Genomic DNA, 26,328 nt, shown 5'->3' with positions numbered 1-26,328 from the left:
GTGCTACCAAAGAACGCTTCCGGAGCATCAGGCGATGGCAGTAAGGTAGCATCTCGTCGTTCCGTTGCTTCGGCGCCCCGTCAGGGCCTTGAGCCGCGAACGATAACCGCTGTTTTCATGACGGAAGCGTTCGATGACTGACGTGCCAACCTCGATTTCCCGTTCCGCCGATGTGCTGATCATCGGCGGTGGCCTGAGCGGTGCCATGCTCGCGGCGCAGCTGCTGCGGCTGCCGGGCCGGCGCGAGGTGTTGATTGTCGAGCCGCGCAGCGAGTTGGGCCGGGGCGAGGCCTACAGCGCGGTGGAGCTGGGCCACACCTTGAACGGTAACGCGGCGCGCATGAGTGTCGACCCGGACAACGCCGACGATTTGACCCAATGGCTCACCACGTTCATCGAAGCCGGCGGCTGGCCCGAGTCGGATCAGCAACACGTGCCCATTAGTGAGTTGTTCCCGCCTCGCGGCATATTCGGCCTTTACGCGCAGCAACGCCTTGCCGAAGCGCGCGAGTCGGGCGCACAACACGGTTCGACCGCCGAGCATGTGCGCGGGGAAGCCGTGGACCTGCGGCTTGCCGACGGTGGCGTGATGGTGGCGCTGGGCGACGGCCAGGTCTTGCATGGCCGTTTTGCGGTGCTGGCCACCGGCATGTTCCCGGCGGCGCGCACCCCGCAGACTGAATCGAGCGGCTTGAATGCCGCGGCGCTGGATCCTTGGGACGTGGCCGCGATGCGCCAGCTCGATCCGCAGTCCACAGTGCTGGTCATCGGCTCGGGCCTGACCATGGTCGATGCCGTGGTGTCTTTGGAGCAGGCCGGGCACCGTGGGCCGATCGAAGTGTTTTCCCGCCATGGCCTGTTGCCTCACGTGCGTCGCCAGCCACCGGCCTGGGTGGATTTCCTCGCCGAAGATCACAGCTTGCGTTCGCCATTGCAGTTGATGCGTGCGCTGCGCGAGCAGTGCCGTAAAGCCGAGGCCGAGGGGATCGATTGGCAGGCGCCGCTGGATACCGTGCGCGCGCACATCGGGCGTTTGTGGAACCAGGCCAGCGACGTGCAACGTCGACAGTTCGTCCGGCATGTGCGGCCGTGGTGGGAAAGCCACCACCATCGTTCGCCACCGTTGAGCGCGGAACTGGTGGCGCGTCTGCATGGGGAAGGGCGGTTGCGGATTCAGGCGGCGTCGTACAAGGGGCTGGTATCGGCTGGCGAAGGATCAGTGGCAATCAACATTCGCCGACGGGGCGAGGCTGGACTGGAAGTGGTGCAGGGCGCCGCGTTGATCAACTCCAGTGGTATCGAATACGACTGGCGCCGGGTTGCGCGACCGTTGCCGCAGCAGTTATTGGCACGAGGTTTGGTCCAGCCCGGTCCCTTGGCACTGGGCATCGCCGCGCGTGCAGACGGCGCGGTGTTGGACGCTCAAGGCAACCCCGCCGAGCGCCTGTTCGCCATGGGCCCGCCATTGCGCGGCATGTGGTGGGAAAGCACCGCCGTGACGGATGTCGCGAGCCAGGCCAAGACGCTGGCCGCGCGGTTGGTTGAACTAAAAGCTCAAAACTGAGCACCGTGGCGAGGGAGCTTGCTCCCGCTGGGCTACGAAGTAGCGCTAAAACCATTCACCTCGGTGTGTCAGGTCAACTACCTCCCAATTCTCTGGGGTTGCTGCGCAACCCAGCGGGAGCAAGCTCCCTTGCCACAGAAGCGAGTTTCATTGCGACTGCATTTGTACCCAACGCTCCTCCCGCGCCGCCACGCGTATTGCCGCCGCCAGTCGTTCCACTTCCCAGGCTTCTTCGAAATCCGTCCCGTTGCCGCCATCGCCCGCGAGGGCCATGACCAGCTCCTGGACTTCCAATGTCTTCAATTCGTTGTACCCCAGTTGGTGCCCGGCCGCCGGGCTGAAGGCGGCGTAGCCCGGCAGGTCGGGGCCGGCCAATAGTCGCTGGAAACCTGCCTGGCCGGCGCGGCACAGGCGCAATTCATTCAGTCGTTCCTGATCGAAGGCCAGCGTCCCGAGGGTGCCGCTGATCTCGAAGCTCAAGTGGTTCTTGTAGCCGTGCTTGAGCCAACTGCTGCTCACCGTGCCCCGGGCGCCGCTGGTGAAGCGCAGCAGCGCCTGGACCTGATCGTCAACCGCAATGACCCGTTGTTCGATCGCGCCGGCGCTGGCCGGACGCCGGTTGTGGACGGTCTGGCTGTCGGCACACACCGAATCGACAGCGCCCAGCAGGTAACGAGCCATGGCCAGCAAATGGCTGCCCAGGTCAGCCAGGGCGCCGCCGGCATGCTCGGCTTCGCAGCGCCAGGACCATGGCGAGGTCGGGTCGGCCATGAAGTCCTCGCTGAATTCCCCCTGGAAGCTGACGATCTGCCCCAGCTCGCCGCGCTGGATCATTTCCCGCGCCAACCGGATGATCGGGTTGTGCTGATAGTTGTAGCCGACGCGTGTCACCACGCCAGCAGCCTTGGCCGCCTGGTGCATCTGCTCGGCCTGTTCCAGGGACACCGCAAGGGGCTTTTCGCAATACACCGGTTTGCCCGCAGCCAGCGCGGCCATGGCCATCGGGAAGTGCAGATGGTTGGGGGTGGTGATGGCGACCAGATGAACCTTCGGGTCGTCGATCAACCGTTGCCAGTCGCTGTGGGCCGTTTCGAATCCCCAGCTCCGAGCGCATTGGCGCGCACGTTGCGGATCGGCGTCGGCCAGGGCGGCCAGTGTCAGGTTCAGGGGGAGGTCGAACACTGCCTTGGCATTGTGGAATGCCAAGGCATGGGCACGGCCCATGAAGCCGGTGCCAATCAGACCGATGCCGAGTTCGCGCATGAGAAGAGCCCTTTGAATTGTTATTTTCAGAAGGCTCTTTATGGAATAAATATTCGCTAATTGCAAATCATGGAATAAATATTCATTTTGTTCTCGGTACTGATTCCTGTGGGAGCGAGCCTGCTCGCGAAGACAATAGTTCAGTCAACATTGAGGTCGACTGACCTGACGCCTTCGCGAGCAGGCTCGCTCCCACAAGGGAAATATCCTCAGGACAAGAACCCACCATCCACATTCAACGCCACACCCGTGGTGTAGCTCGACGCATCGCTGGCCAGGTACAACACCGCGCCGGCCATTTCGCTCGGGTCGGCCACGCGCTTGAGGGGGATCTGCGCCAGGGCGGTCTTCAGGATGGCGTCGTTCTTGACCAGTGCCGAGGCGAACTTGGTGTCGGTCAGGCCCGGCAACAGGGCATTGCAACGAATGCCGAACTGCGCGCACTCCTTGGCGAAGACCTTGGTCATGTTGATCACCGCGGCCTTGGTTACCGAATAGATGCCCTGGAAGATCCCCGGCGAGATGCCATTGATCGACGCGACATTGATGATGCTGCCGCCGCCGTTCTCGCGCATCAGCTTGCCGGCTTCCACCGACATGAAGAAATAGCCGCGGATGTTCACATCGACGGTTTTCTGGAACGCGCCCAGGTCAGTATCCAGCACATTGCAGAACTGCGGGTTGGTGGCGGCGTTGTTCACCAGGATGTCCAGGCGCCCGAATTGCTCGCGAATCCCGGCGAACACCTGGCTGATCTGCTCCATTTCGCCGATGTGGCAAGCGATCGCGGTGGCCTTGCCGCCAGCGGCGATGATCGCATCGGCGACGTGCTGGCAGCCGTCGAGCTTGCGGCTCGAAACGATCACGTGGGCGCCTTGCTGGGCCAGCAGTTTAGCGATAGCTTCGCCGATGCCGCGGCTGGCGCCGGAAACGAAAGCGATCTTACCGTCGAGGTCGAACAACTGGGTCTTGGACATGCTGTTTCCTTGTTATAGGTGCGCTCAGAGCGTGGATTTGCTGATGACCTGCAGGCTCATCTGCTCCAGCAGTTTGTTCATCTGAACGAACTGCGCGAAGCGTTTGTCCTGGGTCTGGCCATGGAAGAAGCGGTAGTAGATCTGCTGGACAATGCCGGCCAGGCGGAACAGCCCGTAGGTGTAGTAGAAGTCGAAGTTGTCGATGCGGATCCCGGCGCGCTCGGCGTAGTAATCGACGAATTCGCGGCGAGTCAGCATGCCCGGCGCGTGGCTTGGCTGACGGCGCATCAATTGCACCGGTGCTGGATCGCCGGCCTCGATCCAGTAGGCGAGGCTGTTGCCCAAATCCATCAACGGGTCGCCAAGGGTGGTCAGCTCCCAGTCCAGCACCCCGATGATCTGCATCGGGTTGTCCGGGTCGAGGATCACGTTGTCGAAGCGGTAGTCGTTGTGGACGATGCTCGACGTTGGATGGTCGGCAGGCATCTTGTCGTTGAGCCATGCCTTGACCGTCTCCCACTTGGGCGCATCCGGGGTCAGGGCTTTTTCGTAGCGCTCGCTCCAGCCACGGATCTGCCGCGCCACGTAGCCTTCGGGTTTGCCCAGGTCGGCCAGGCCGCAAGCGTTGTAATCGACGCGGTGCAGCTCGACGAGCCGGTCGATGAAGCTCTTGCACAGTGCTTCGGTGCGGGCGGCGTCGAAGCCCAGTTCCGGTGGCAGCTCGGCGCGCAGGATAATGCCCTTGACCCGTTCCATCACGTAGAACTCGGCACCCATCACCGCCTCGTCGGTGCAATGCACGTAGGCTTTCGGGCAGTACGGGAAACCTTCGCGCAACTGATTGAGGATGCGGAACTCACGGCCCATGTCGTGGGCCGACTTGGCCTTGTGGCCGAACGGCGGACGCCGCAGGACGAACTCCTGCTCGGGATATTCCAGCAGGTACGTCAGGTTCGACGCGCCACCGGGAAACTGGCTGATCACCGGCGTGCCGGTCAAGCCAGGAATGTGGGCCTTGAGGTACGGGTCGATCAGGTTGGCATCGAGTTCTTCACCGTCGCGCACGCGGGTGGACTGATCAGTCACTGCCATGCTTATCCCTTCTGCTTATTTTGGAGGCCATCGATCATTGGCTAATCTAATGGCGCGTGGGAGGCGTCACAAGCACGCCGGGGTCTTATAGGTTAGCGTGTTGCTGGATAATCAGCGGCCTTGATGCATGGCGTCCGTGCGCAGCGGGCGCTTGCGAGCTAAGGTTTGGAGACTGTCGCCTCCAAGGAGCAACCGCGATGGGATGTCCGCAAGTCTGTGGTACCGCGACCCTGCAATGCAGCTTCGGCGTGGCGCCGGCGGTGCTCAATGTGCTGCCGGTCAATCGTCTGCTGACCGGCGGGATGCCGGCGGCCAATATCATGGATCATATTCCCTTGGTGAACATCACCACGTTCGGCATGTGCCAGAGCCTGGCGAATCCGACGGTGGCCGCGGCCACTGCGGCGGCGTTGGGCGTGCTGACGCCCATGCCATGCATTCCGGCCACCGCGACCCCGTGGATCCCCGGCGGCGCACCGACCCTGTTGCTCGGCAACATGCCGGCTATCGACGCCAACAGCACGTTGATGTGTACCTGGGCCGGGGTGATCAAGATCGTCGTGCCGGGGCAGGTGCAGATGTTGATTCCTTGATAGCGCTAAAAAGATGACTCTTGTGGGAGCGAGCCTGCTCGCGAAAGTGCCAACTCGGTTGGGCTCGATGTTGACTGAACTGTTGTCTTCGCGAGCAGGCTCGCTCCCACAAGGGAAAGGGGTAAGGCAGAAAACTCAGGCCTGCGCCGGGTCATTCCAGCGCCTGAACCACCAGCGCACCCGGGAGATCGGCTTGCCCTCGGCGTCCAGTGGCCGGCCGTCTTCGGCGTAGGCCTGGGCCGGTTCCAGCAGTTGGCCGTTGAGGTAGCGGGCCTCGACTGCCGGGCTGCCGTTGGGGTGCAGGCGCCGATAATGGCCGTCACGCACGCCGTCGCGATAGAACTCGGCTTCGGCCAGTTTCCCGTCGGGAAAATAATTGTTCGCCTCACCGTGCAGCAACCCGCGGCAGTAACTGGCCTGGCGTTGCAAGCCGCCTTCGGCCGCGTAGAAGCTTGCCATTCCCTGGAGTTTGCCTTTGACGAACGGCAACACGGCCGAGACCTTGCCATTGGGGTGATACAACGTGCTGGTGCCTTCCAGTTCACCCTGGCTGTAGTTGAGTTTCGCTTGTGGGCGCTGCGCTTCTTCAATCTGCAAGGGGCCGTCGAGCTTGCCATCGATCAGTTGCCCATTCAGTTGACTGTCACCACGCTCGACGTCCAGTTTTTTCGAGGCCATGGCCGCTTCCTCAGTTGACCTTCACCAGGCCGCCCTTGATGGTCAGCATGCCGCCGCCGTCCACGGTCTGTTCGGCGGCCGCCTTGTTCACCAGGCTGATGCCAGCATCGTTGGTCAGGGTGGTGCCGGCCTTGTTTTCCAGCGAAGTACCCGCCTGATTGCTCAAGGCGGTGCCGGCCTTCTGGCTGATGGACGTGCTGGCCTGGGCGGCCAGGTCCGCGCCGCTCTTGATGGCGAAGCTGCCGCCGCTTTGCAGGGTCAGGGTGCCGCTGACCTTGATGGTCAGGTTGCCGTCCACCGTCAGGCTGTAATTGCCGGTGACCTTGTGATCGTAATTGCCGCCGGTACTGTGGGTCTGGTCCGAGCCCACGGTGACGGTGCGTGCGTCCTTCACGTCGAGACTGTCGCTGCCGGTCTGGATGGTCACGCTGCGCTTCCCTTTCTCAAGGGTAACGGTTTCGTCGCCGTCCTTCACCGTGCGCGTGCGGGCGTTCTGCACCGTGAGGGTTTCATCGTGGCCGACGGTGGCGGTGGTGTCGTTGAGCACGTTGATGTTGAAGTCCTTTTGCGCTTGGAGAAACACCTCCTCGGCGTCTTTCTTGTCTTCGAAGCGCAACTCGTTGAAACCGCCGCCGCCCTTGGACGAGTTGGTCTTGATCCCGGATTGGGTCTGGTTCGCCGGTAGCGCATAGGGCAGGGCATTGTCGCCGTTGTAGACGCAACCGGTGACCAGGGGCCGATCCGGGTCGCCGTCGATGAAGGTCACGATGACTTCCTGGCCGATGCGCGGCACGAACTGCATGCCGAAGCCCTTGCCGCTCCAGGGCAAGACCACACGCACCCAGCAGGAGGAGGTCTCGTCGTTCTTGCCGGTGCGGTCCCAGGGGAACTGCAACTTGATCCGGCCGTACTCATCGGTCCAGATTTCTTCGCCGGCCTTGCCCACCACCAGTGCCGTCTGGGTATGCATGCGTGGTTTGGGCGTAATGCGAGCCGGTCGGTAGGCGGTGGCCTTGGGGATCGCTTCGAAGCGGTTGCGATAGCTGTCGTGGCTAGCTTCATGGCTGACCGACGTCACCACCCAATCGATATTCAACGTCGTGTCTTCATGGCCGGCGAGGGTGAACCAATACCCCGGGACCAGCCAGCGGCAATCGCTTTCGCCAACGAAACGTTTCTCCTGGCTGCGCAGCCCGTCCACCCGCTGTTTGGTCAGCGCGTCGCCCTGGGCCTTGGCGGTGTAGCCGCCCGGGTGCTCATACATCGAACTCGGCCCGGCCACGGCTTCGGCCTGGCTGAAGAGCGAGGTGGTCGGTGTGGTGAACTCATAATCGGTGGCCTGGTACACCCCGGCCACCGCTTGCAGGCATACCTGCCCTGAGCGGATGCCGTGCAGTTCGCGCTCGCCCAGTTTCTGCCCAAGATAATTCACCGTCGGCCCATTGGGGATGGGCGCGAAGGCGTCGTTGCTGTCAGCCAGTACCAGCGTGTGCTTGCCTTGTTCGTGGCTGAAGAACCAGAAGATCCCGTCTTCTTCCAACAGACGGGAAATGAATGCCAAGTCGGTTTCGCCGTATTGCACACAGTACTCGCGCGGCGTGTAGCTGCCGCTGAGCTTGAGCTGGAAATCGGTGAAACCGTGGGCCTTGAAAATCGTGGTGACGATGTCCGAGGTGGCGAGGTTCTGGAACACCCGGTTGTTGCTGGCAAGGCTCAACCACCAAAGCCACGGCCGCAGTAAAAGTTGATAGCGCTCGGCGGTGGCGTCGGCCGGCAGTTGGCGGATCTCGGCCACCAGCCAATCCAGCGGGCGCAGCAAGGCGTCCTTGTGCAGCGTGGTGGTCACGTGGCTGGCGACGGCTGTGGTGAGGTCCAGCGAGGCGCCGTCGTTGATGCCGTTGAGGATGTGCGAGCCCAAGGCATTGAGGCGTTCTTCGCCGGACAGCGAATCGGGATACAGCGCCGACAGCGAGGTGGCGGTGAGGGAGAGGGTGGTGTTGCTGTCAGTGGAGCGGGGCATAAAATACCTGGATATAAATCGCGGGATATCGGGTTGATGCGGTCAGTTTGTTTTTTGTGCGTACTCTTTTTTTATAGATCCAAACTTTATTCCGAATGACATGGCGAATTTGGACTTGAGTGCTTTGCATTGTTTGCACATGTCATGAGGGCCCACGATGTAGATATACATCTCACTCGGTTTGATCTTCCGTTGCTTCCAGTAGATGATTTCCCAGCCGGCTTCATTGAATACAGTCACCTCGGCGTCATTTTTGCTTTTTCCAGCAAGGTACCGATGGTCGTAAACCGTAAAGTTGTGTTTGCCGGGGGGGATGTAGCCACTGTGACCAAAATGAATCTCGCCATAGTTATCGTCGTCATACAATACAATGCCCGCGGCAGCGGTATGCTGGTAAGCCCTTTCCCTTCTAAGTAATTCGACTCGCACTTTTTGTTTTACTTCATCCGATATCATTTTAATTCTCCGGTTGCTGCCGCTCAGGTATGTTCATTCCAACACCCACTCCGCCAATTTCCCCGTCACCTGCGTCATCAACACATTCTCGACATCCCGTGCCCCCGCCGCGCTGCACTTGGCCAACACAGCCTTGACGATCCCTGCATCGAATTCGAATTGCTTTCCAGTCGCGGCCTTATAGCGCCCGCGCAATTTCTCCAACTTCGCCAACACAATCCCTTCCAGCGTCGCTTCATCCAGCGGCCGGTACGCCACCACCGTCATGCGCGCCAAAAACGCCGGGCGGAACGCTTGCAGCAGGACCTTGTGCAAGGCGTCGTTGAAGGCGTCGCTGCCCAGTTGCGCCACTGGCGTGTCCAAAAGCAGTTCGGCGCCGACGTTGCTGGTGGCGAGCATCACGGTGTTCTTGAAGTCCACCACCAGGCCGGTACCGTCTTCCATCAGGCCTTTGTCGAAGACGTTGTAGAAGGCCTCGAGCACGTCCGGGTGGGCTTTTTCAATTTCATCCAGCAACACCACGGAATAGGGCTTGCGGCGCACCGCTTCGGTGAGCACGCCGCCGCTGCCGTAGCCGACGTAGCCGGGCGGGGCGCCCTTGAGTTGGCTGACGGTGTGGGCTTCCTGGTACTCCGAGAGGTTGATGCTGATCAGGTTGCGCTCACCGCCATACAAGGCATCGGCCAGGGCGTAGGCGGTTTCGGTCTTGCCCACGCCAGTTGGGCCCACCAGCAGGAACACGCCGACCGGTTTCTGCGGGTCGGTAAGGCCGGCGCGGTAGGCTTGCAGGCGTTGGGCGATGGTGTTCAGCGCGGTGCCCTGGCCCATGACCCGCTGCCCCATGCGTTGGCCGAGGGTGCGCACGGCATGGGCTTCATCGGCGAGCATCTTGCCCACCGGGATGCCGGTCCAGCCGGCGATCACGGCGGCGACGGTCTTGCTGTCGACCTGTTCGGGCACCAGCGGATCGTCCTGGCGAATGGCATCCAGGCCCGCCTCCAGGCGCAGCAGTTCGGCGGCCAGGTGGTCGATGCGATTATCGATCTCGGTGTCGGCTTTTTCGCTGTCGGCACGTTCGCTCAAGGCGAGCAGTTCGCGCCGGGTGTCGAGCAGTTCGCGCACGGCTTCGCGCTCTTCGCCCCAGCGGGTTTCCAGCTCGCGGATGGCCTGCACGTTGCTGGTCGATTCGCTTTCCAGCAAGGTGATGCGCTCGCGATGATCCAGCCCGGTGGCCTGTTCCCGGCGTAGCCGTTCGACTTCATCCTTGAGGCTGTTCTGCCGGTGGCGCAGGCTTTCCAGCGGCGGTGGTACGTCGTGCTGGCCGAGGGCGACCCGGGCGCAGGCGGTGTCGAGCACGCTGATGGCTTTGTCCGGCAACTGTCGTCCGGAGATGTAGCGGTGGGACAGCTTCACCGCCTCGTGGATGGCAGCATCCAACACCTGCACGCCGTGGTGCTGCTCCAGTTTGCTCGCCACGCCCCGGAGCATTTCCACGGCGGTGAGCTCGTCCGGCTCCTCGACCTGCACCAACTGGAACCGCCGAGCCAGGGCCGGGTCTTTCTCGAAGTATTTCTTGTATTCCAGCCAGGTGGTGGCGGCCAGGGTGCGCAGTTCGCCCCGGGCCAGGGCTGGCTTGAGCAGATTGGCCGCGTCGCTGCCGCCTTCCGCACCACCGGCGCCGATCAACGTATGGGCTTCGTCGATGAACAGGATGATCGGTTTTTCCGCGCTGCGTACCGCGTCGATGACGCCCTTGAGGCGCTGTTCGAACTCGCCCTTGACGCCCGCGCCGGCCTGCAACAGGCCCAGGTCAAGCACGCGCAGGGTGACTTCCTGCAAGGACGGCGGCACATCCCCGGCGGCGATGCGCAGGGCGAGGCCTTCCACTACAGCAGTCTTGCCGACGCCCGGTGCGCCCACCAGGATCGGGTTGTTCTGCCGGCGTCGGAGCAGGATATCGATGCACTGGCGGATCTCGCCGTCACGGCCGACGATAGGGTCGATGCGGCCGTCCCGGGCATCGGCGGTCAGGTCCTGGGTGTACTGGTCCAGCACCGGGTCCTGTTTCGGTGGTGCTTCGCCGGGTTTGGCCGGGCGCACGCCGCCGACATGCTCGCGGGAGCTTTCGGTCCATTCCAACAGATGGGCGCGCAGGGCATCGCGGGGAATGCGCAGCAGGGACGAGGCGCTGTTGAGCAGCAGGCTGCGACGTTCGTCACGGTCCAACAACGCCAGCAACAATAGCCCGGAGCGAATGCTGTCCAGGCCCAACACGCTGGCCTGGACCACGGCGTCCTCCAGCAGGCCGATGGTTTGTGCCGACAGGGCGGGCGTGCGGGTGCTGCCGGATTTGAACAGGTCCAGGGCCTTATTGGTTTCGGCGGCCACCGCGTCACGCTCCAGGCCGAAACGCGGCAGCAGGCAGGCGAAGTCACCGCCTTCGATGTCGAGCAGTTCCAACAGCAGGTGTTCAATTTCGACGTAGTGGTGGCTGCGTTGCAGGCAGCGTTGCGCGGCCCGTTCCAGGGCTCGGCGATTGTCCGGATTGAGGCGTCCGATCAGGCTGGCCAGTTCCATTTCAGGCGATCTCCGGCTGGCGAAGGCGGGTTTCGATGCGTTGCACGGCCAGGCTCGGCTGGCGTTGCAGGCCACCGTTCCAATTCAGCCGTGGCGCAGTCTGGCGACTCAACTGCAACGGGCCGGCACCACGAACCAGCAGGACCAATGTGCAATCCAGGTCCGGGCCGAAATACAGCGCATAAAGGCTGGCGAGCAGCGGATGGATTTCGCCAGTGGGCAGCAAGTCGCTGGCTTGGGGCGCGCTCAGCGGTCCCAGCGTCAGGCGCACGCCGGCATGTTCGTCCCAGACCCGAGTGCCGGCGACTGCGTTGCGGCCCAGGCGCAGGTTGCGTCCGTCCGGCTGCAAGCAACTGCGGCTGGCCGGCGGGATTTCACGCCAGCCACCTTCATAACCGCTCAGCTCCACAGGCAAGCCGAACTGTTCACGGACAATCGCCGCGAACCCCTCCAGGGAGCGCCGGCCATCGGCATACAGCGCGGTGCAGGCAAGGACCGCCGAGTCGGGTGCGGCCTGGCGTTCCTGCAAGGCCTTGGGCAGCAGGCCGGTCAACGCGCGCAGTTGCGCGTGTACGGCGGACGCGCCTGGCGCCGTGAAACCGAGGGCGATGCGATGTTTGCGCATCACCTTGTACAGCAGGCTGAGCAGGCGGTGCTGGAACAGGTCGAGGAATTCCGCCGGGGCATGGTCCTTCGCCCGCGCCCGTTGTTGCAGCCATTCCTGGTAGGCGTAGGGCAGCGGGCCGTCCGGGCCGCCGAGGCCAAAGATCGGCGTGGTCAACGTGGGCGGCAGGCCGGGTTCCTGGCCCAGGCTTTCGACCTCACTGGCGGCGAACAGTGGCGTCAGCGGTCCACGCAGACGCACGGCCTCGGCCTGTGGCGCGGTGCCGCTGCCCAGGGGCTCGGCCTGGGGATGTTCGCGTTCGAGCAGCAACAGGGCCTGGAGCCATTCGAAGCGTTGTGGGTCGCGCCGCAGTCGTTCGCCCAGGTTCAGAGCGCGAGGGGTTTGCCGGCTTGGGGTTGCCATGTCTTCACCTCCTTGTCGGACTGGACCAGCACGGTGCGCACAAATCGATTGGCGGTGGCATACAAAGAAAAGAATTGCGCCAGCACGCCGGAGAACAGCACGGCGCTGCTGCCGACGAAGTGATGCGGATCCAGTTGCAGGCGCACCTCCAAGCCGTTGCGCCACCCGCGCCAGGCATCCTCGCCAACATGGGCGATGACCCGCTCACAGGTCAGTCCGGATACGCCTTCGATCTGGCGGCGCGCGCTGGCCTCGTCCCGCAGGTTGTGCAATTCGAGAATCTCGCGCAATGCGTCCAGCGCCTGGTGACCTTCCACCAGTGAAAGATGATTGAGGGTCAGTTGCGACACCAGTCGCCAGCGCGACTCACCGTCCAGGCGCGGCAGGCTCTGCGGGCTGGGAGGATTGCGCAGGCGCGCCCAGGCCACCGGTCCGGGGCGCTCGAAACCCAATGGCGTGCCGGCCGGCAGGCTCTGGGCCAGGTGGCGGTTGGTGCACAGCAGCTCGGCGGTGAGGCTGTAATCCCGGGATTCGGCCAGTGGGTCGAAGCGGGTGTCCACCAGGCTGACCATCACGTCAGTGCCCAGTCGGTTCGGGCTCATGCCGCTGACCCGGCGCGCATGCCAGTAGCAAGTTTGCTCGTTGCCATGCTGGCTGCCGTAATAGGCCGGCACTTTGCGCACGCCCTGGCTGGAGATGGCGCGCATGCCCCGGATGCTGTGGATCTCGACGCTGTTTTCCCGATGACTGTCGGCCACCAGCCGATACTCGCTGCGAGTGCCGTCCGGGCGCAGCGGCTCGGAGGTCCGGGGAAACAGATTGATCACCGGAGCGCAGCCCAGGGCGATGTCGCTGGCCTGGAGCGGCAAGCGGCTGGTTGGTGCCCGGTCGAACGCGATGTACAGGTATAAAGAAGCGTTGTCGCTGTGGGCGCCGGCCAGCGGCAGGTCGAAAAAGCCGAATTTGTCCGCAAAGGCGAAATACTCCGCCAACAGGCGCATGCCTGGGTGCACGCCGTCCTCGTCCGGCAGCAAGGCTTGGTCGCTGGCGAAACCGACGATGCGTGGCAAACCCGCCAACGGTTCCGGCACGCTTCCCGGCGCGCCGGCCAAGACCTTGATGGCGTGAGCGCCCAGCAGATCGTACAGCCCGGCGTTGATCATCGGTGACGCCGCCAGGTGCACCCGCAGCGAATCGATGCCCAGCGTCGACCATTGGCTTTTTCCCAGGCAACGCAACTCCAGGCGCAAGGCCGAGCGTGCCTGGACTACTCCGGTCAACGCCTGGGCCTCGTCACTGCCCAGCAGCAACGCTTCGCTCACTTGCAGTGGCCATAGATGCACTGCAGCAGTGGTGCGGAAATGAATGCTCTGGCCTTTGTCCGTGGTGACGAACAATGGCGTGTCGCGGGGCAGGGGATAGCCCTCGTTCAAGTTGCCTTTGCTCGGGTCGGGCTCGAACTGCACGATGGCGCACGATGGCAAGGGTCGCATGGCCAACGGGTAAAGTTGTTCGAGCAGGGCATCACTGAATTCGGCGTAGTCGTCATCCAGCCGGCGTTGCAAGCGCGCGGCCAGCAGCGCGAAGCCTTCCAATAGTCGTTCGACGTGGGGATCGGGACATTCACCGGGGGACAATTCCAGGCGCCGGGCAACCTTGGGGTAACGCTCGGCGAAAAGGCTTCCGGCATGGCGCAGCCAAGTCAATTCGCGTTGGTAGTAATCCAACAGTTGCGGGTCAATCGAGTCGCTCATGGCGCACCTCAAGGCCGTCGCCGGCGTGCTCGATTACAAACGCCACGGGCCACGGGTGCGGGTCCCCACGCAGTTCGCCCGACAGCCGTATGCACAGTTGCTGCGGATGGCCCGGCACCGGGCAGACTTCTACCTCGCCCAGGCGCAGGCGCGGTTCGAAGTGGGTGATGGCCTGGCGAATTTCCCGGGTCAGTTGACGACGGTCATCGCTGCGCTGCTGTTGCAGCGCGGTCCAGTCGGCGATGCCGTAGTCCAGGATGCTCGGTGGTTCGGTCAGCGCCCGTAGGCCGCGCCGGGTATTGAACAGGCGTGACAGTTCGGCATGCACCGAGTCCTGCAATGCCTGTCGATCGAACACCCGCCCGGCATCGTCTGCCGGGCTTGCCAAACGTTCGAACAGGGGCGGGCGCAGCCCGAAGCCAGCCATGGCGCGGCGTCCCTACTTGGTCATTTTGTTGGCGGCCAAATCCCAGGTCGTGCCGGCCGTGCCTTCCTTGGTGCCGTCATCTTTCTGGGCGGTGAGCTCCCATTTGATCTTGGTGAAGTTCAGCGACAGGGTTTCCACCGGTTTGCCACCGGTACCACCGCTGACACTGACGTTGGACAGCACGACGTTGGTCAGGGTGTAGACGATGAACGGCATGATCTGGCCGCTGCCTTCGGCGGCGTTGCGGCCGATGGTGACGACGGCTTGCGGGATCGGCTTACCGGCGCAGCAATATTCGTTGAGCGACGGAGTTGAGCTGTCGATGAATTTGGTCAGGGTGAACTCGCCGATGTGCGGGCGGCCGGAGGTGCGCTCCGAGTTGCTGACGTCGTTGGTGACCTGCATCGCCACGTTGTGGCTGTAGGACATGACCTCGATCTTGTCCGTGAAACCCTCCAGCAGGCTGTCGCCCTTGATGTCGCCGCCGAGGTCGAGAATGATTGCGTCCATTGTTTGGAACTCCTGAAGAAGACGAATGAGGTAGTGCCCGATACCGATGAATTAACCGTGGCCAAGGTGCTTGCTGTGGCTAGATAGCTTTTGTAGCTGGAGCGCTTTTTGTGGCTGGAGCGCTTTTGTGGCAATGGAGCTTTTTGTGGCGAGGGAGCTTGCTCCCGCTGGACTGCGCAGCAGTCCCAAAAAACAGGGCCGCTTCGCGCCCCAGCGGGAGCAAGCTCCCTCGCCACAAAAGCTCTCCAGCCACACAGCCACACAGTCACACAGCCACGCCGTGGTCAGGCAGCTACCGGCGGCGGCAGCGTCGCCACCAGGCGGATCGAGGCGGTCAGTTCCTCCAGTTGGAAGTGCGGCCGCAGGAACACCGTCGCTTTATAGGCCCCGGGCTTGCCAGCCACCTCGGTCACGTCCACCCGGGCCTCGCGCAACGGGTACTGCGCCTTGATCTCCTGCGGCGCGTTGTCGTTGATCAGCACGTAGTCGGCGATCCAGTTGTTGAGGTAGGTCTGCACGTTGTCGCGGGTCATGAAGCTGCCGACCTTGTCGCGCATGATCACCTTCAGGTAATGGGCGAAACGCGAGGCCGCCAGCACATACGGCAACATCGCCGAGATCCGTGCGTTGGCGTTGGCCTCGTTGGTGTTGTAGACCTTGGCCTTGTTGGTGCTCTGGCCACCGAAGAACACCGCCACGTCACTGTTTTTCTTGTGGCACAGGGCGATGAAGCCGAGGTCATTGAGTTCTTTCTCGCGACGGTCGGTGATCGCCACCTCGGTCGGGCATTTGAGCGACAGGTCCCCGGAGCTGGTGCGGAAGGTATGGGCCGGCAGGCCTTCGACCGCACCACCGCCCTCGGCCCCGCGAATCGCCGCGCACCAACCGTATTTGGCAAAGGCCTCGGTGATGCGTTGCGACAGTGCCCAGGCGGCGTTACCCCACAGGTATTTGCTGTGGTCGGTGCCGTTGACGTCCTCGACGTAATTGATGCCTTCCACCGGCAGCGTGTCCGGGCCGTACGGCAGGCGCAGCAGGAACTGCGGCAACACCAGGGACACATAACGCGAGTCTTCGCTTTCGCGGAAGGCGCGCCACTTGATCAGCTCCTGGCTTTCGAAAATTTTCGACAGGTCCCGGGGGATCGCCAGTTCGGTGAAGCTGGTCATGTCGAACAGCCGCGGGCTGGCGGCGGCAATGAACGGCGCGTGCGCGGCGGCGGCGACGTTCGAGAGTTTTTCCAGCAGGCCGATGTCCTGCGGATGCCGGCCAAAGGTGTAGTCGCCCACCAGAAGGCTGAACGGGTGCCCGCCGAAGGTGCCGTACTCTTCCTCGTAGATCTTCTTGAACAACGCGCTCTGGTCGAATTCGACGGCTTTCTCCAGGTCGTTCTGCAGTTCTTTCTGTGTGACGTTGAGCAGGCGCAACTTGAGCCGGGTACTGGTTTCGGTGTTCTGCACCAGCAGGTGCAGGCCGCGCCAGGAGGCCTCGAGTTTTTGCAGGTCGGGATGGTGCAGGACTTCGTTGAGCTGGGCGCTGATCAGCTCGTCGATCTGGCTGATGCGGTCGTTGATCATGGCCACGGTGTCCTTGTCGATGGCCATGCCTTCGTCGAGGACCTGGGTGGCGAACTCCGCCAGCATGTCGCGGGCGTAGTCTTGCTGGCTGTCGTCGTGGGCCATGCGGCCTTCGGCGATGATCTTGTCCAGCAAGGACAGGGTCTGGGTCGTGCTCTCGCTGGTTTGAGCGCTGGATGAAGCAGGCATGGCTTTATCTCCCTTGAATGAGGCGCGCGATCAGGCCTGTGGTTCGGCCGGGGCAGGGTCATCGTTGGCGGCTACGGTGGGCAGTTCTTGCGTCGCGTCCTGGGGCCGGGCCGACTTGATCTCCTGCAGGCCTTCGGTGTTGGCGATCACGTCACGCAGCAGCTTGTCCAGGTCATCGTTGCCGTCGAGCTTGGTCAACAGGTCCCGCAGGCGCTGCCGGGCTTCGAACAAGCGGCGCAGCGGCGTGACCTGCTCGACGACCTTTACCGGGTCGAAATCGTCGATGTGCCGGAAGTTGAGTTCGATATTGAGCTTGCTGTCGTCGCCGCTGAGGGTGTTGTTCACCTGCAGCGTGGCGCGGGGGGAGATGGAGGCGAGCACCTCGTTGAAATTATCCCGATCGATCTCGGTGAAGCGCCGCTCGTTGAGCTTGGGCAGCGGCTCCAGTGGCTTGCCCGAGAGGTCGGCCAGAATGCCGACGACCAGTGGCAGTTCTTTTTTCTCGATGGCGTTGCCGATTTCCACGTCGTAGGTGATCTGGACGCGGGGAGGACGGACTCTGTCGAGCTTGTGCTGGGTACTTTCTGCCATGGTGGCCGACTCCGATGCAGGTGTGGAAGCAATGCATCGGGAGTCCCGCTCATCGCATTCCCTTGCTGATCCGCAGGTTGCAAATGGACGGCAGAAAACCTGTCATTCCCTTGACGAACCTGGTCCATTCGACTGTGTGGGTCGAACTATCCAAGACGCTAGAACAGGTCTATAAAAATGCAAGCAAAAACAATTTTTGACCGCTGAGAAAAGGAAGATTCATTTTGCGTGGGTTTTTTCATGGATTTTTTTTGAGCCTGGCACTCACCGGTTGCTCGCTCTTTGCCCCCAGCGTCGACCTCGACAGCCTGACCCTGGACGTCGCGCCTCGGGCCAACGACGACACGCCGATCGCCGTGGATTTCATTGCGGTAAACGACCCGGACCTGCTCAAGCAACTCTCGGGCATCACCGCTAGCCAGTGGTTTGCCGAGCGCGAACAGTTCCAGCGTGACTATCGTCAGCTCATGTCGGTGTGGGGGCTGGAGCTGGTCCCGGGGCAATTCATCGACCGCCAACCCTTCCCGCTGGAGGGCCGGCGCGCCGCTGGACTTTTGGTCTTCGCCAGCTATAACACTCCGGGAGCCCACCGGCTTCGGCTGGACGATCAGCACGAGGCCTGGCTGAAGTTCGACAGTCGCGAGATGACCCTCGTGAATGATGATCGGCACAAGCAGCCTTGAGTGACCGCGGCCGCCTCGCGCGGCAATTTGGGATGTCGAAGGGAGTCGTATGAGCCTGTTACCTGACGCGGTGTGCTGGCACGAGGGCATGCAACTGTTGCCCCAGCATTTTCAGTTGCAAGGACTGCGCGCCGAGGCCCTCGCCGCGCATTTTGCCGGGGCTTGCAACCCTTGGTTCTGGGGCGTCAGCCAGTTGGAAGTCGATCCTTCGGCCCTGAGTGCCGGCCAGGTACGCCTGCTGCAATTGCAAGGCACCTTGCCGGACGGCTTGCCGGTCAATTTGCTGGCCGGTGTCGGGCCAACCCTGGAACTGGACGTCAGCGAGGCGATCGACAAGACCGACGACGCCACCGTGACCGTGTACCTGGCGGTCAGCCCGCTGTGGCGTGCCGGGCAGTTGCTGCCGCTCAAGGGACGTTTGCAATCGGTGGTCGGCGAGGCTTTGCCAGACCTCACCAGCGGCGAATTTCCCGAGTCGATCACCGTCTGGCGGCCCAACCCGAGGTTGTGCACGCAATTGAGCAAGGCTGATTCGATCTGCTTGCCATTGCTGCGCATCCGCAAGGAAGGCGGCGGTTTCTGGCGCGTGCCGTATACGCCGCCAACGCCGATCCTGCTGCCGGAGTCGGCCCTTGGTCGGCGGGTGGCCGGGGTGTGCGCGAGGGCCAGGGAAAAGTGCATGTTTCTCGCCGGTCGCTTGCGTCAGGCCCAGGCGGCTGGCAACCAGGACGATGCCATGGAGATCCGTCGGCAATTGACGGCCCTGTGGGCGCGCTTGCCGGAGCTCGAAGGGATGCTGAATACCCGGGTGGCGACGCCCCAGGCGCTCTACGGTTTGCTGCTGGGGCTGGCCGGGAGTTGGTCGGCGCTGGACCCGTTGGCGGGCGTCCCGGCTTTCGCGCCGTTGGATTTTCTCGATTTGCAGCGCGGCTACGAGCCGCTGCTCGACTGGCTGGAAACCACCCTGGAATTGGTCCGCGCCGGCTACCGCAGCCTGGCATTCGAGCGCAACGAGCAGGTCTTCTCGATCCAGTTGCCTGATGACCAGCCCAATCAACGCCTGGTGATCGGTTTGCGCATGCCCAACGGCGCCGGCGAACAAGCGGCGGCGGAATGGTTGCGCGGCGCGATCATCGCGTCGGCGCCCCACATTGCGCTGCTGAGCCGCCAGCGCATGAGTGGTTTGCCGCACCAGGCCATGAGCCGCAACGAGCAGGTGGCCTACAGCGTCGGTGACGACACCCGTTTGTTTGTGGTGGCCGCGAGCGGGCAATGGTTCGACGGGCAATTGCCGCTGCACATCGTGGCGCCGGCCTCAGCCCAGGCCAGCAGCCCGTGGCAAGTGGTGTTGTTCGTGGCGCAAGCCAGTGAAAATGCCTGATCGCAAAAGGGGAGTCGTATGCCTGACGGAAGTGGCGGGGTGGTTCGGAGTCTGCACGAGGCGCCGCTGAGCAGTGCGTTTCGTCAAGCCTGGTTGAAGTGGTCCCAGGAATGGCAAGACTTGCCCAAGGACAGCGACCCTGCGGTGCTGGTCAATCGGGTCGTGGAGTTTTCCGGTCGCGGCGCCCAGCGTCTCTGGCGGGTGGCCTATGCCACCGTCGGCGATGCCGCTTCCGAGCAGGTCAAGGCACTGGTCTATGCCTTCGTCGCGCTGGTGGACGAGACCTTGCTGTTCAGCACCTGGCCCGGCCAACTGGCCTGGCAGCAGCATCCCCTCGAGTCACGCATGTACGCCAGCCGCCAGGCCGGCGAGCGCTTGCCCGCAGCGATCAAGAAACTGCTGGATGAGCAGATGCCGGGCACTCGGGACCTGGCGAATGTCTACCTGCAATGCCTGATCCTGGGATTCCAAGGGCGCTTGCGCGGCGAGCCTGGCCAGGTCCAGCACGAAAAATGGCGCGTGGCGTTGTTCACCTTTGCCTGGCAGCACGAACCCGATTACGTCGACGTCAGCCAGCGCCTGGCGATGTCTGCGGCGGCGACGCCCGCGCGTATGCCCGCGCAGCAATCCTTGCCGGACGGCTTTCGCCTGGGGTTGGCGATCGTGGCGATGGTGCTGTTGTTGACTGGCCTGGGGCAGGTCTTCTGGCGTGACATCCGCCTGGAGCTCGAACCGGTATTGCAACTGAACGAGTCGTCAGTCCAGGAGCAGGATTCATGAACACCCTGAGCATCGTCGCCTTGGTGCTGCTCGCCATTGTCGTGGTGCTGGTGATCGCGGCAGCGGTCTGGTGGTTGCGAACCCAGGGCGGCGCGGCGGTCCGCAATTTCTACGGGGCGGTGCGCCAGATGGAGCAGGAGCAGGGCACCCGCGACCGCTATCAGACGCCTTGGCTGATGATGCTCGGCAACGAAACCGACGGCGCCCAGCTGTGCAGCCAATGGCGTTTGCAACCCACGGATAAGGCGGGCTGGTTCGGGCGCTGGTTTTGCGATGCCGAAGGCGCCTTGCTGGTAGTGCCCCAGGCGTTGTTCCTGCCCGATGAAGGCATGAACCGGCAACGGGGCAACTGGTGGAGACTGCTGGGCCTGCTGTTGCGGCTGCGCAGCAAGCGGCCATTGGACGGGGTGATCTGGACAGTACCGTTCAGCAAGTTCGATGACATCGAGCACACCACTGAGCTGAGCCTCAAGGTCCGACGGGTTTTTATCGATTTGCTGCAACGGTTTGGCCTGAGCCTGCCGGTTTACGTGGTGATCACCGGGATGGAAGAGTTGCCCGGGTTCCAGGAATTGGTCAGCGCGCTGCCTGCCAAGGCGCGGGAGTCGATGCTGGGTTGGTCGTCGCCTTATTTGCCGGATGCGGCGTGGCAGTCGCACTGGAGTGACCAGGCGCTGGATGAGATCAACGCCGCACTGGCGCAATCGATCATCGAGATCGGTGCGTTGTCGGGACAGCTGAGCACCGATCTTTATGGCTTGCCGGAACGCTTCGAAGGCTTGCGACGAACCTTGCAGATATTGTTGGAGCCGGTATTCCAGGGCAACGCCCAAGGCGAAGCGCCGCGATTTCGCGGCGTGTACTTCACCGCCAGTCAGGCACCGGCCGTCAGCGGCGACAGTTTGGCCGCCCATCACGATGGCCAGCGGCAAACGGTGTTTGCCCGGCAATTGTGGTCGCGACGTCTTATGGCCGAACGCGGCCTGGCCCAGCCGGTGCCTCGCTTGCTGCGCGTGCGCCAACGTGGTCATCGGCTGGCCGGCGCGGTGGCGTTGGTGGTGGGCCTGGTCTGGTTGGGAGGCATGGTCTGGGTCTGGCGCGATTCGGTGGAAAACGCCGAGGGACTGTCACGGTTGGTCCTCAGTGCCCACAAGAACCACATTGTCGTTGACCCGGACCAGCCGCAACTGGAGCCGACCCGGCATAACGTGCAGAACTACTGGAACGTCTTGGAGAAAGCCCCGCGCTGGCGTTATGTCTCGGTCGTCTTCCCTACTTCCTGGTTTTCCTCCGTGGACACGCAGCTGGAGGATGGCTTGCGCCTGACCGCCCGGCACCATTGGATACTACCGCTGCGAGACTTGCTCGATTCCGACCTGGAACAGCTCAAGTCCATCCGCAACACCGAGCGGCGGGGCAACGTCGAGAACGACGATCCGGCGCAGTGGCAAAGCTACCTGAAGGCCAAGGCGCTGGTGGATCTGGCGGCACGCCTCGAGCAGCACAACCAGATGTTCAGCCAAGTGGTGAACGACCCCAAGGCGCCACTGGACGAACTGGTGCAGTTGAGCAACGCCGCGTTGTCCTTGGGCCTGAACACCGGGACTTTGAGTCGCCCACAGTTTTACAACCGGGTCCTGTTCGATGCGCGAAACAGTGATTTGCAAGGGCTGGACCTGAACGCCGCGCGCCCTGTGATTACCGATAATTTCACCGGCCTGATGCAACGCTGGCTGGACCATTACTTCCTGGCGGACAACTTCGTTCGCCAGGCCGGTTATCTCAAGTTGCACCTGCAAGGACTGGAGGCAGGCAGCGGCAACTCCTTGAGTGAGCTGGAAGACCTGATGGCGCTGATCGATGACCTGCAGACGCTGGTCAGCCTGACCAACTCCGCCTGGGGGCGGGGCAAGGGCCAGGACCTCGTGCCTGGCTACACCCAGATGCTGGACAAGGTCAGCCACAGCACTTTGCTTGGCCCGGATATCACACAGGACTTGGAGAGCCAGGCGGCGAAGTTGCAGCAAAGTTTTCGCGACCAGTGGATCGTCCAGAGTGGTTCCCGGGACAATCTGCTGGTGCAGCAGGGCAGTGGCTTGCTGGTGTTGCAGGACCATGTCACGGCGTTGGACGGCGCGGTGCAAGCGCTGTTCAAACGGGATTTCGTGGCGTTGGCGATGCAGAAGGATCCGTCGACCGGCAATCCGGATTCAATAGGCCAGGGCGATGGCAGTGATGATTTCAGCGTCGCCCTGAATTATTTCGCCAGCTACAAGAGCTATGCCAGCGAAGAGCTGTCGCGGATCCCGCCGGATTACCGTGACGCGCTGATGCAGGCCGCCGAAAGCGCCGCGGCACGGGCCATGTGGTTGAGCCTGGATGAAAGCGACGAGCCGTCGCCGGGCCTGGGCTTCAACGTACAGACCGCCCAAGCCGTGGCGCTGCAGAAAGCCTTCATGGACGTGCACCGGGGCGACCTGGCGATACGTTTCCAGCGCCTGCTCAATCGCCGGGCATTGGCGCAGATCAACAATGGCCTGGCCGAAATCGATGCCCAGCCGTTATTCAGCCAGCGCGCCGATATCGAGCGTTGGGACGGTTCGAAGAACTTCGGCTTGCAGCTGTATGGCGCCAACGATCCACAGGAACTGAAGCTGAACCTGAACCAGCAATTCAGTGCCATGCTGCAGATCGCCGAACAGCGCATGCCTGCACTGGAATGGCTGATCGTCCAGCAGGACGACCTGTCCGCCCTGGAGCATGACCAGGTGGCGCGGTTCATGGCCCTCAACGACGAACTGCTCAAGTACAAGAATCAGAACCCGGCCAGTTCGGCTGCCCAGTTGGAGCAATTGGTAAGTCGGGATTTCAATGCGATGGACACCGCGTCCTGCGCGCAGATCTTGCAGACCTCCAGCCTGTCCGGTGGGCGCGGCGACCTGGCTCGGCGCACGGTCGCATTGCAGCAGGGGGCGCTGCAGCGTTGCCTGTACCTGCAACAGAACCAGGCGGCAATGGCCTGGAATGACCTGGCCAATTATTTCGACCAGTACCTGGCGGGTCGCTTCCCGTTTTCCCAGGACGTGCGGGCCAGTGATGCCGACCCGGCACGGGTCCGGCACCTGTTGGAATTGATCGAGACACGCGTGCCCCTGGCCCAGGCCGGGCTGACGCTGAGCCAGACGCCGGAGCGGTTGGCGGCCGAGGATTTCCTCAACCGCTTGAAGCAGGCCGGTGTCTGGCTCGGGCCGCTGTTCGTGCGGGACAAGAGCGGCATCCTGGGCGTGGAGATGGACGTGCGCTGGCGCACCGACCGCGAGGAAGAGCGCGGCGCCGACCAGGTCATCGCCTGGAGCCTGGACGCCGGCAACCAGCAGATCAACTACCCCGGTGAGGGCCAGCAGAACCTGCGCTGGATGGTCGGCCAGCCCGTGCGTCTGACCTTGCGTTGGGCCCGCAACGGCTACCAGCGCCCGGCCAACGACCCGTTGCAACCGAACCTGGTGGTGCGCGACCTCGAAGCCGGCTGGGAATACCAAGGGCCATGGTCGTTGCTGCGCCTGGTGCGTTCGCTGGGCTCGGTCCAACGCCAGCCGAATGTCGACTACACCGATTTTCCCCTGGCCCTGCAACTGCCGGTGACCGCCCAGACCCAAGCCCGCACGGCGCAACAGACCTTGATGTTCGTGCGCCTGTCGCTGATGAGCCAGGGTTCCAAATTGCCGCTGTCGATCCCGCCGTTGCCGACACAGGCGCCGCGGTCACCTTTCCTCGCGCCTGCGTCGAGGCCTGCCATTGCCACCCGTGAGGAGGGCCTGTGAGTTTGCCGATAACCCCGTTGCCCGAATTGGTCAGCCAACTGCTCGAACCGATCAGCGCCGAGTCGCCCTGTGGCCAGGATCTGCGTTACGAAACGGAGTACGACCAGCTACGCGAATTGCGTAGGGAAGACGACACCAGCCTGCCTACCGGCGTGTGGCAGTCTTCGATCAAGCGCGCGCTTTGGCCGGACCTGGAGCGGCTCGCGACCACGTTGCTGCTTGAGCGCAGCAAGGACCTAATGATCAGCGCCTGGCTGGGGGAGGCCTGGCTGCACCTGGCCGGGCTGGAAGGTTTGCCCGGCAGCCTGGCACTGGTGGCGGGGCTGTGCGAGCGCTATCCGGAACACCTGCATCCCCTTGCCGAGGATGGCGATCAATCGTGGCGGGTGATTCCGCTGGAATGGCTGGCCCGTCGCTACAGCGAAGTGCTGCTGACGCGGGTGCCGTTGCTTGATGGTCGTGACCCAGCCTTCGCGGGTTTCAGCCTGGACGATTGGCAGCGCCTGCAGCGCCAGCAAGTGCTGGGCAACGACAGCAAGAATGCCAAGGCCTCGGCGGAGGCGGCGCGCAACGAACAAAAGAAGCTCAGCGAACTGATTCGCAACACCCCGTTGTCGTTTTGGTTGCACCGCCAGGGCAGCCTGATGTTGAGCCTGCAACACTTGCAACGGCTCGAAGCCTGGAGCGACGCCTACCTGGGTAACCTGGCGCCGGGCTACAAATCCTTGCAGGACGTGATGCAAGCCATGTTGGCATTGGTAAAGGAGTTCATCGCGATGCATCCACAGCAACCCGCCGTCGTGCCCGCGCAAACGCCCACGGTGGCAACGACGCCGACCTCCCCGCCGACGGCGGCACCTGCCCAGGTCTTCCAGGAACCGGCCAATCGTGAGGAGGCCTATCGACAATTGCTGGTCATCGCCGGTTACCTGGCGCGCACCGAACCCCACAGTCCCGTGCCTTATCTGATCCGGCGCGGTGTGGAGTGGGGCAACAAGCCGCTGAGCGAGCTGCTGGGAGAACTGATCAGTGCCGATGCCGAGTCCCGACGGCTGTGGACGTTACTCGGGGTCCTCTAATGCTGCGCGTCGGGTAGCTCCACTGGCGTCAGCACCGGTTTGCCGGAAAAAAACGCGTTCAGGTTATCGCCGACCAACTCCACCATGGCGCGTGTCGCTTCCGGCGACAGGCCAGCCACGTGAGGTGTCAGCACGACGTTGGACAAATGCTTCAGGGCGTCGGGTACTTCGGGTTCATGGTCGAATACATCCAGCGCAGCCCCGGCAATTCGCCGATGTTCGAGGGCGTAGATCAGCTCGGTCGTGGCGACCACGCTGCCGCGGGCAATGTTGACCAGGAATCCGTTGGGACCCAGGGCGTCGAGGGCTTGCTTGTTGATCAACTGGCGGGTGTCCAGCCCTCCGGGCGTGGCGATAATCAGAAAATCCGAGACCCTGGCCAGTTCGGTGGGCGTTGCGCAGAAGGCGTAGGGCACGTCGCTGCGTACGCGGCGATTGTGGTAGCTGATGTTCATGTCGAAACCGAGGGCGGCCCGCTTGGCAATCGCCATGCCCACGGCGCCGAGTCCCAGCACGCCCAAGTGCTTGCCAGCGAGGGAAGGGCGCGTGCTTCGCGGCCATTCGCCCCGGCGCAGGGCTGCGTCGGATCGAGGCACATCGCGCACCAACGCCAATAACAGCGCCATGGCATGGTCGGCCACCGATGAAGCGTTGACCCCGGCACCGTTGGTGACGACGATGCCTCGGTCGCTGGCGGCTTGCAGGTCCACTTGTTCATAACCGGCGCCGATCACGCAGATGATCTTCAGGTTGGGCAGGGCGGCCATTTCCTCGGCGGTCAAGCCCAAGGGGCCGCGCGTCAACACCGCGCTGAACCGTTCACCGTGTTCGAAAACCGCTGCCTTGCGTTCGGCGGGCGTGGGCGCGAGTTCCAAGTGATAGCCTTGGCGCTCCAGGATCGGCAGGTATTCGTTAACGGTTTCAACCAGTACCAGAACGGTTGCAGTCATGCTGTGCTCCTGTGGGCGCGGGCGATTTTGATATTCAACCTGATTGTAGGGGCCGCAGGGAGGTGTAGCTTGGGCTTTTTGTATTTCATTTTTGGCTGGCACATTTCCCTGTGGGAGCGAGCCTGCTCGCGAAGACGCTGGTTCAGGCAGCGAGGTGTTACAGGAAGGGCCTCTTCGCGAGCAGGCTCGCTCCCACAAGGAATGTGGGGACAATTTTTCTGTCCATGATCTGCTCCGGATAACCACTCCTCAGCTAAGTCTTTGCTTCTGTTCATGAATCCCGGACAATCGCGCCCCTGTTTCGGCCAGGGCGCTGCCTGTCGGGGTTTTCCGACTCGT

Annotated in this window: 21 protein-coding genes; 7 read left to right on the top strand and 14 right to left on the bottom strand. The window is 62.9% G+C overall.

Features of this window, described 5'->3' with window-relative positions; genetic code table 11:
• Positions 1-133 precede the first annotated feature (133 nt).
• On the top strand, positions 134-1,564 hold the full coding sequence (locus J3P91_RS16610; RefSeq protein WP_434601132.1) for an FAD/NAD(P)-binding protein: 1,431 nt from the start codon (positions 134-136) through the stop codon (positions 1,562-1,564).
• A 147-nt stretch (positions 1,565-1,711) separates the two neighbouring features.
• Here J3P91_RS16610 and J3P91_RS16605 read toward each other — a convergent pair whose 3' ends face one another.
• The 3 genes from J3P91_RS16605 to J3P91_RS16595 form a co-directional block, all read right to left on the bottom strand.
• The gene (locus tag J3P91_RS16605; RefSeq protein WP_434601131.1) at positions 1,712-2,827 is read right to left on the bottom strand and encodes a Gfo/Idh/MocA family protein; all 1,116 of its coding nucleotides are present in this window, start codon (positions 2,825-2,827) and stop codon (positions 1,712-1,714) included.
• A 209-nt stretch (positions 2,828-3,036) separates the two neighbouring features.
• Positions 3,037-3,804, bottom strand: coding sequence for an SDR family oxidoreductase (locus J3P91_RS16600; protein WP_003180553.1), 768 nt, complete (start codon positions 3,802-3,804; stop codon positions 3,037-3,039).
• A 24-nt stretch (positions 3,805-3,828) separates the two neighbouring features.
• Positions 3,829-4,896: a phosphotransferase family protein gene (locus J3P91_RS16595; RefSeq protein ID WP_434573537.1), complete on the bottom strand. Its 1,068-nt coding sequence runs from the start codon at positions 4,894-4,896 to the stop codon at positions 3,829-3,831.
• A 197-nt stretch (positions 4,897-5,093) separates the two neighbouring features.
• Here J3P91_RS16595 and J3P91_RS16590 point away from each other — a divergent pair, with 197 nt between their 5' ends.
• On the top strand, positions 5,094-5,489 hold the full coding sequence (locus J3P91_RS16590) for a DUF4280 domain-containing protein (RefSeq protein ID WP_109755997.1): 396 nt from the start codon (positions 5,094-5,096) through the stop codon (positions 5,487-5,489).
• Positions 5,490-5,624: 135 nt separating this feature from the next.
• Here J3P91_RS16590 and J3P91_RS16585 read toward each other — a convergent pair whose 3' ends face one another.
• The 10 genes from J3P91_RS16585 to tssB all read right to left on the bottom strand — a co-directional run bounded on the left by J3P91_RS16585 (position 5,625) and on the right by tssB (position 17,295).
• Positions 5,625-6,167: a toxin-antitoxin system YwqK family antitoxin gene (locus tag J3P91_RS16585; RefSeq protein ID WP_434601130.1), complete on the bottom strand. Its 543-nt coding sequence runs from the start codon at positions 6,165-6,167 to the stop codon at positions 5,625-5,627.
• A gap of 10 nt (positions 6,168-6,177) precedes the next feature.
• Positions 6,178-8,187, bottom strand: a complete 2,010-nt coding sequence (gene tssI, locus J3P91_RS16580; protein ID WP_434601129.1) for a type VI secretion system tip protein TssI/VgrG — start codon at positions 8,185-8,187, stop codon at positions 6,178-6,180.
• 42 nt (positions 8,188-8,229) lie between these two features.
• Complete coding sequence (locus tag J3P91_RS16575) at positions 8,230-8,643, bottom strand: hypothetical protein (RefSeq protein ID WP_434573545.1); 414 nt, start codon at positions 8,641-8,643, stop codon at positions 8,230-8,232.
• A 33-nt stretch (positions 8,644-8,676) separates the two neighbouring features.
• On the bottom strand, positions 8,677-11,220 hold the full coding sequence (gene tssH / locus J3P91_RS16570; protein ID WP_434601128.1) for a type VI secretion system ATPase TssH: 2,544 nt from the start codon (positions 11,218-11,220) through the stop codon (positions 8,677-8,679).
• A 1-nt stretch (position 11,221) separates the two neighbouring features.
• Positions 11,222-12,247 carry a type VI secretion system baseplate subunit TssG gene (gene tssG, locus J3P91_RS16565; RefSeq protein WP_434601127.1) on the bottom strand — a complete coding sequence of 342 codons (1,026 nt, stop codon included), beginning with the start codon at positions 12,245-12,247 and terminating at the stop codon, positions 11,222-11,224.
• Positions 12,211-14,001, bottom strand: coding sequence for a type VI secretion system baseplate subunit TssF (tssF, locus tag J3P91_RS16560; protein ID WP_434601126.1), 1,791 nt, complete (start codon positions 13,999-14,001; stop codon positions 12,211-12,213). The genes tssG and tssF overlap by 37 nt, the downstream gene beginning before the upstream one ends.
• Positions 13,985-14,428 (bottom strand): type VI secretion system baseplate subunit TssE, encoded by a 444-nt coding sequence (tssE, locus tag J3P91_RS16555; protein ID WP_434601125.1) that lies wholly within the window; start codon positions 14,426-14,428, stop codon positions 13,985-13,987. The genes tssF and tssE overlap by 17 nt, the downstream gene beginning before the upstream one ends.
• Positions 14,429-14,440: 12 nt before the next feature.
• Positions 14,441-14,938 (bottom strand): Hcp family type VI secretion system effector, encoded by a 498-nt coding sequence (locus J3P91_RS16550; protein WP_186704839.1) that lies wholly within the window; start codon positions 14,936-14,938, stop codon positions 14,441-14,443.
• Between the two features lie 284 nt (positions 14,939-15,222).
• Entirely contained in the window at positions 15,223-16,704 is a 1,482-nt protein-coding gene (gene tssC, locus J3P91_RS16545; protein WP_434573555.1) for a type VI secretion system contractile sheath large subunit, read from the bottom strand.
• 30 nt (positions 16,705-16,734) lie between these two features.
• Complete coding sequence (tssB, locus tag J3P91_RS16540; RefSeq protein ID WP_030142659.1) at positions 16,735-17,295, bottom strand: type VI secretion system contractile sheath small subunit; 561 nt, start codon at positions 17,293-17,295, stop codon at positions 16,735-16,737.
• Between the two features lie 224 nt (positions 17,296-17,519).
• On the opposite strand from tssB, the gene J3P91_RS16535 reads away from it, so the two are divergent.
• Genes J3P91_RS16535 through tssA form a run of 5 tightly spaced genes read left to right on the top strand, consistent with a single transcriptional unit; the run spans position 17,520 to position 25,039 of the window.
• Complete coding sequence (locus J3P91_RS16535; RefSeq protein ID WP_434573556.1) at positions 17,520-17,978, top strand: type VI secretion protein; 459 nt, start codon at positions 17,520-17,522, stop codon at positions 17,976-17,978.
• Positions 17,979-18,027: 49 nt separating this feature from the next.
• Positions 18,028-19,359, top strand: a complete 1,332-nt coding sequence (gene tssK / locus J3P91_RS16530; RefSeq protein WP_434601124.1) for a type VI secretion system baseplate subunit TssK — start codon at positions 18,028-18,030, stop codon at positions 19,357-19,359.
• 18 nt (positions 19,360-19,377) lie between these two features.
• The gene (locus tag J3P91_RS16525; protein ID WP_434601123.1) at positions 19,378-20,139 is read left to right on the top strand and encodes a DotU family type IV/VI secretion system protein; all 762 of its coding nucleotides are present in this window, start codon (positions 19,378-19,380) and stop codon (positions 20,137-20,139) included.
• Positions 20,136-23,960 (top strand): type VI secretion system protein, encoded by a 3,825-nt coding sequence (locus J3P91_RS16520; protein WP_434601122.1) that lies wholly within the window; start codon positions 20,136-20,138, stop codon positions 23,958-23,960. Before J3P91_RS16525 ends, J3P91_RS16520 begins: the two co-directional genes overlap by 4 nt.
• Positions 23,957-25,039, top strand: a complete 1,083-nt coding sequence (gene tssA / locus J3P91_RS16515) for a type VI secretion system protein TssA (protein WP_434573563.1) — start codon at positions 23,957-23,959, stop codon at positions 25,037-25,039. Before J3P91_RS16520 ends, tssA begins: the two co-directional genes overlap by 4 nt.
• Here tssA and J3P91_RS16510 read toward each other — a convergent pair.
• Positions 25,036-25,989 (bottom strand): 2-hydroxyacid dehydrogenase, encoded by a 954-nt coding sequence (locus J3P91_RS16510; RefSeq protein WP_434601121.1) that lies wholly within the window; start codon positions 25,987-25,989, stop codon positions 25,036-25,038. The genes tssA and J3P91_RS16510 overlap by 4 nt on opposite strands.
• Positions 25,990-26,328: the final 339 nt, after the last annotated feature.

The organism is Pseudomonas sp. Z4-7, from assembly GCF_051131965.1.
In the GTDB taxonomy this organism is placed as follows: Bacteria; Pseudomonadota; Gammaproteobacteria; order Pseudomonadales; family Pseudomonadaceae; genus Aquipseudomonas.
The sequence above is the reverse complement of the archived record's forward strand: the minus strand, read 5'-3'. Positions and strand labels throughout refer to the sequence as shown.

Coding starts and splice junctions, on each gene's coding strand:
- J3P91_RS16610 (WP_434601132.1), top strand. CDS start 134: ATGACTGACGTGCCAACCTCGATTTCCCGTTCCGCCGATGTGCTGATC.
- J3P91_RS16585 (WP_434601130.1), bottom strand. CDS start 6,167: ATGGCCTCGAAAAAACTGGACGTCGAGCGTGGTGACAGTCAACTGAAT.
- J3P91_RS16575 (WP_434573545.1), bottom strand. CDS start 8,643: ATGATATCGGATGAAGTAAAACAAAAAGTGCGAGTCGAATTACTTAGA.
- tssE (WP_434601125.1), bottom strand. CDS start 14,428: ATGGCTGGCTTCGGGCTGCGCCCGCCCCTGTTCGAACGTTTGGCAAGC.
- tssK (WP_434601124.1), top strand. CDS start 18,028: ATGAGCCTGTTACCTGACGCGGTGTGCTGGCACGAGGGCATGCAACTG.
- tssB (WP_030142659.1), bottom strand. CDS start 17,295: ATGGCAGAAAGTACCCAGCACAAGCTCGACAGAGTCCGTCCTCCCCGC.
- J3P91_RS16600 (WP_003180553.1), bottom strand. CDS start 3,804: ATGTCCAAGACCCAGTTGTTCGACCTCGACGGTAAGATCGCTTTCGTT.
- J3P91_RS16520 (WP_434601122.1), top strand. CDS start 20,136: ATGAACACCCTGAGCATCGTCGCCTTGGTGCTGCTCGCCATTGTCGTG.
- tssC (WP_434573555.1), bottom strand. CDS start 16,704: ATGCCTGCTTCATCCAGCGCTCAAACCAGCGAGAGCACGACCCAGACC.
- tssG (WP_434601127.1), bottom strand. CDS start 12,247: ATGGCAACCCCAAGCCGGCAAACCCCTCGCGCTCTGAACCTGGGCGAA.
- J3P91_RS16605 (WP_434601131.1), bottom strand. CDS start 2,827: ATGCGCGAACTCGGCATCGGTCTGATTGGCACCGGCTTCATGGGCCGT.
- J3P91_RS16525 (WP_434601123.1), top strand. CDS start 19,378: ATGCCTGACGGAAGTGGCGGGGTGGTTCGGAGTCTGCACGAGGCGCCG.
- tssI (WP_434601129.1), bottom strand. CDS start 8,187: ATGCCCCGCTCCACTGACAGCAACACCACCCTCTCCCTCACCGCCACC.
- tssH (WP_434601128.1), bottom strand. CDS start 11,220: ATGGAACTGGCCAGCCTGATCGGACGCCTCAATCCGGACAATCGCCGA.
- J3P91_RS16550 (WP_186704839.1), bottom strand. CDS start 14,938: ATGGACGCAATCATTCTCGACCTCGGCGGCGACATCAAGGGCGACAGC.
- J3P91_RS16510 (WP_434601121.1), bottom strand. CDS start 25,989: ATGACTGCAACCGTTCTGGTACTGGTTGAAACCGTTAACGAATACCTG.
- tssF (WP_434601126.1), bottom strand. CDS start 14,001: ATGAGCGACTCGATTGACCCGCAACTGTTGGATTACTACCAACGCGAA.
- J3P91_RS16595 (WP_434573537.1), bottom strand. CDS start 4,896: ATGGCAGTGACTGATCAGTCCACCCGCGTGCGCGACGGTGAAGAACTC.
- J3P91_RS16590 (WP_109755997.1), top strand. CDS start 5,094: ATGGGATGTCCGCAAGTCTGTGGTACCGCGACCCTGCAATGCAGCTTC.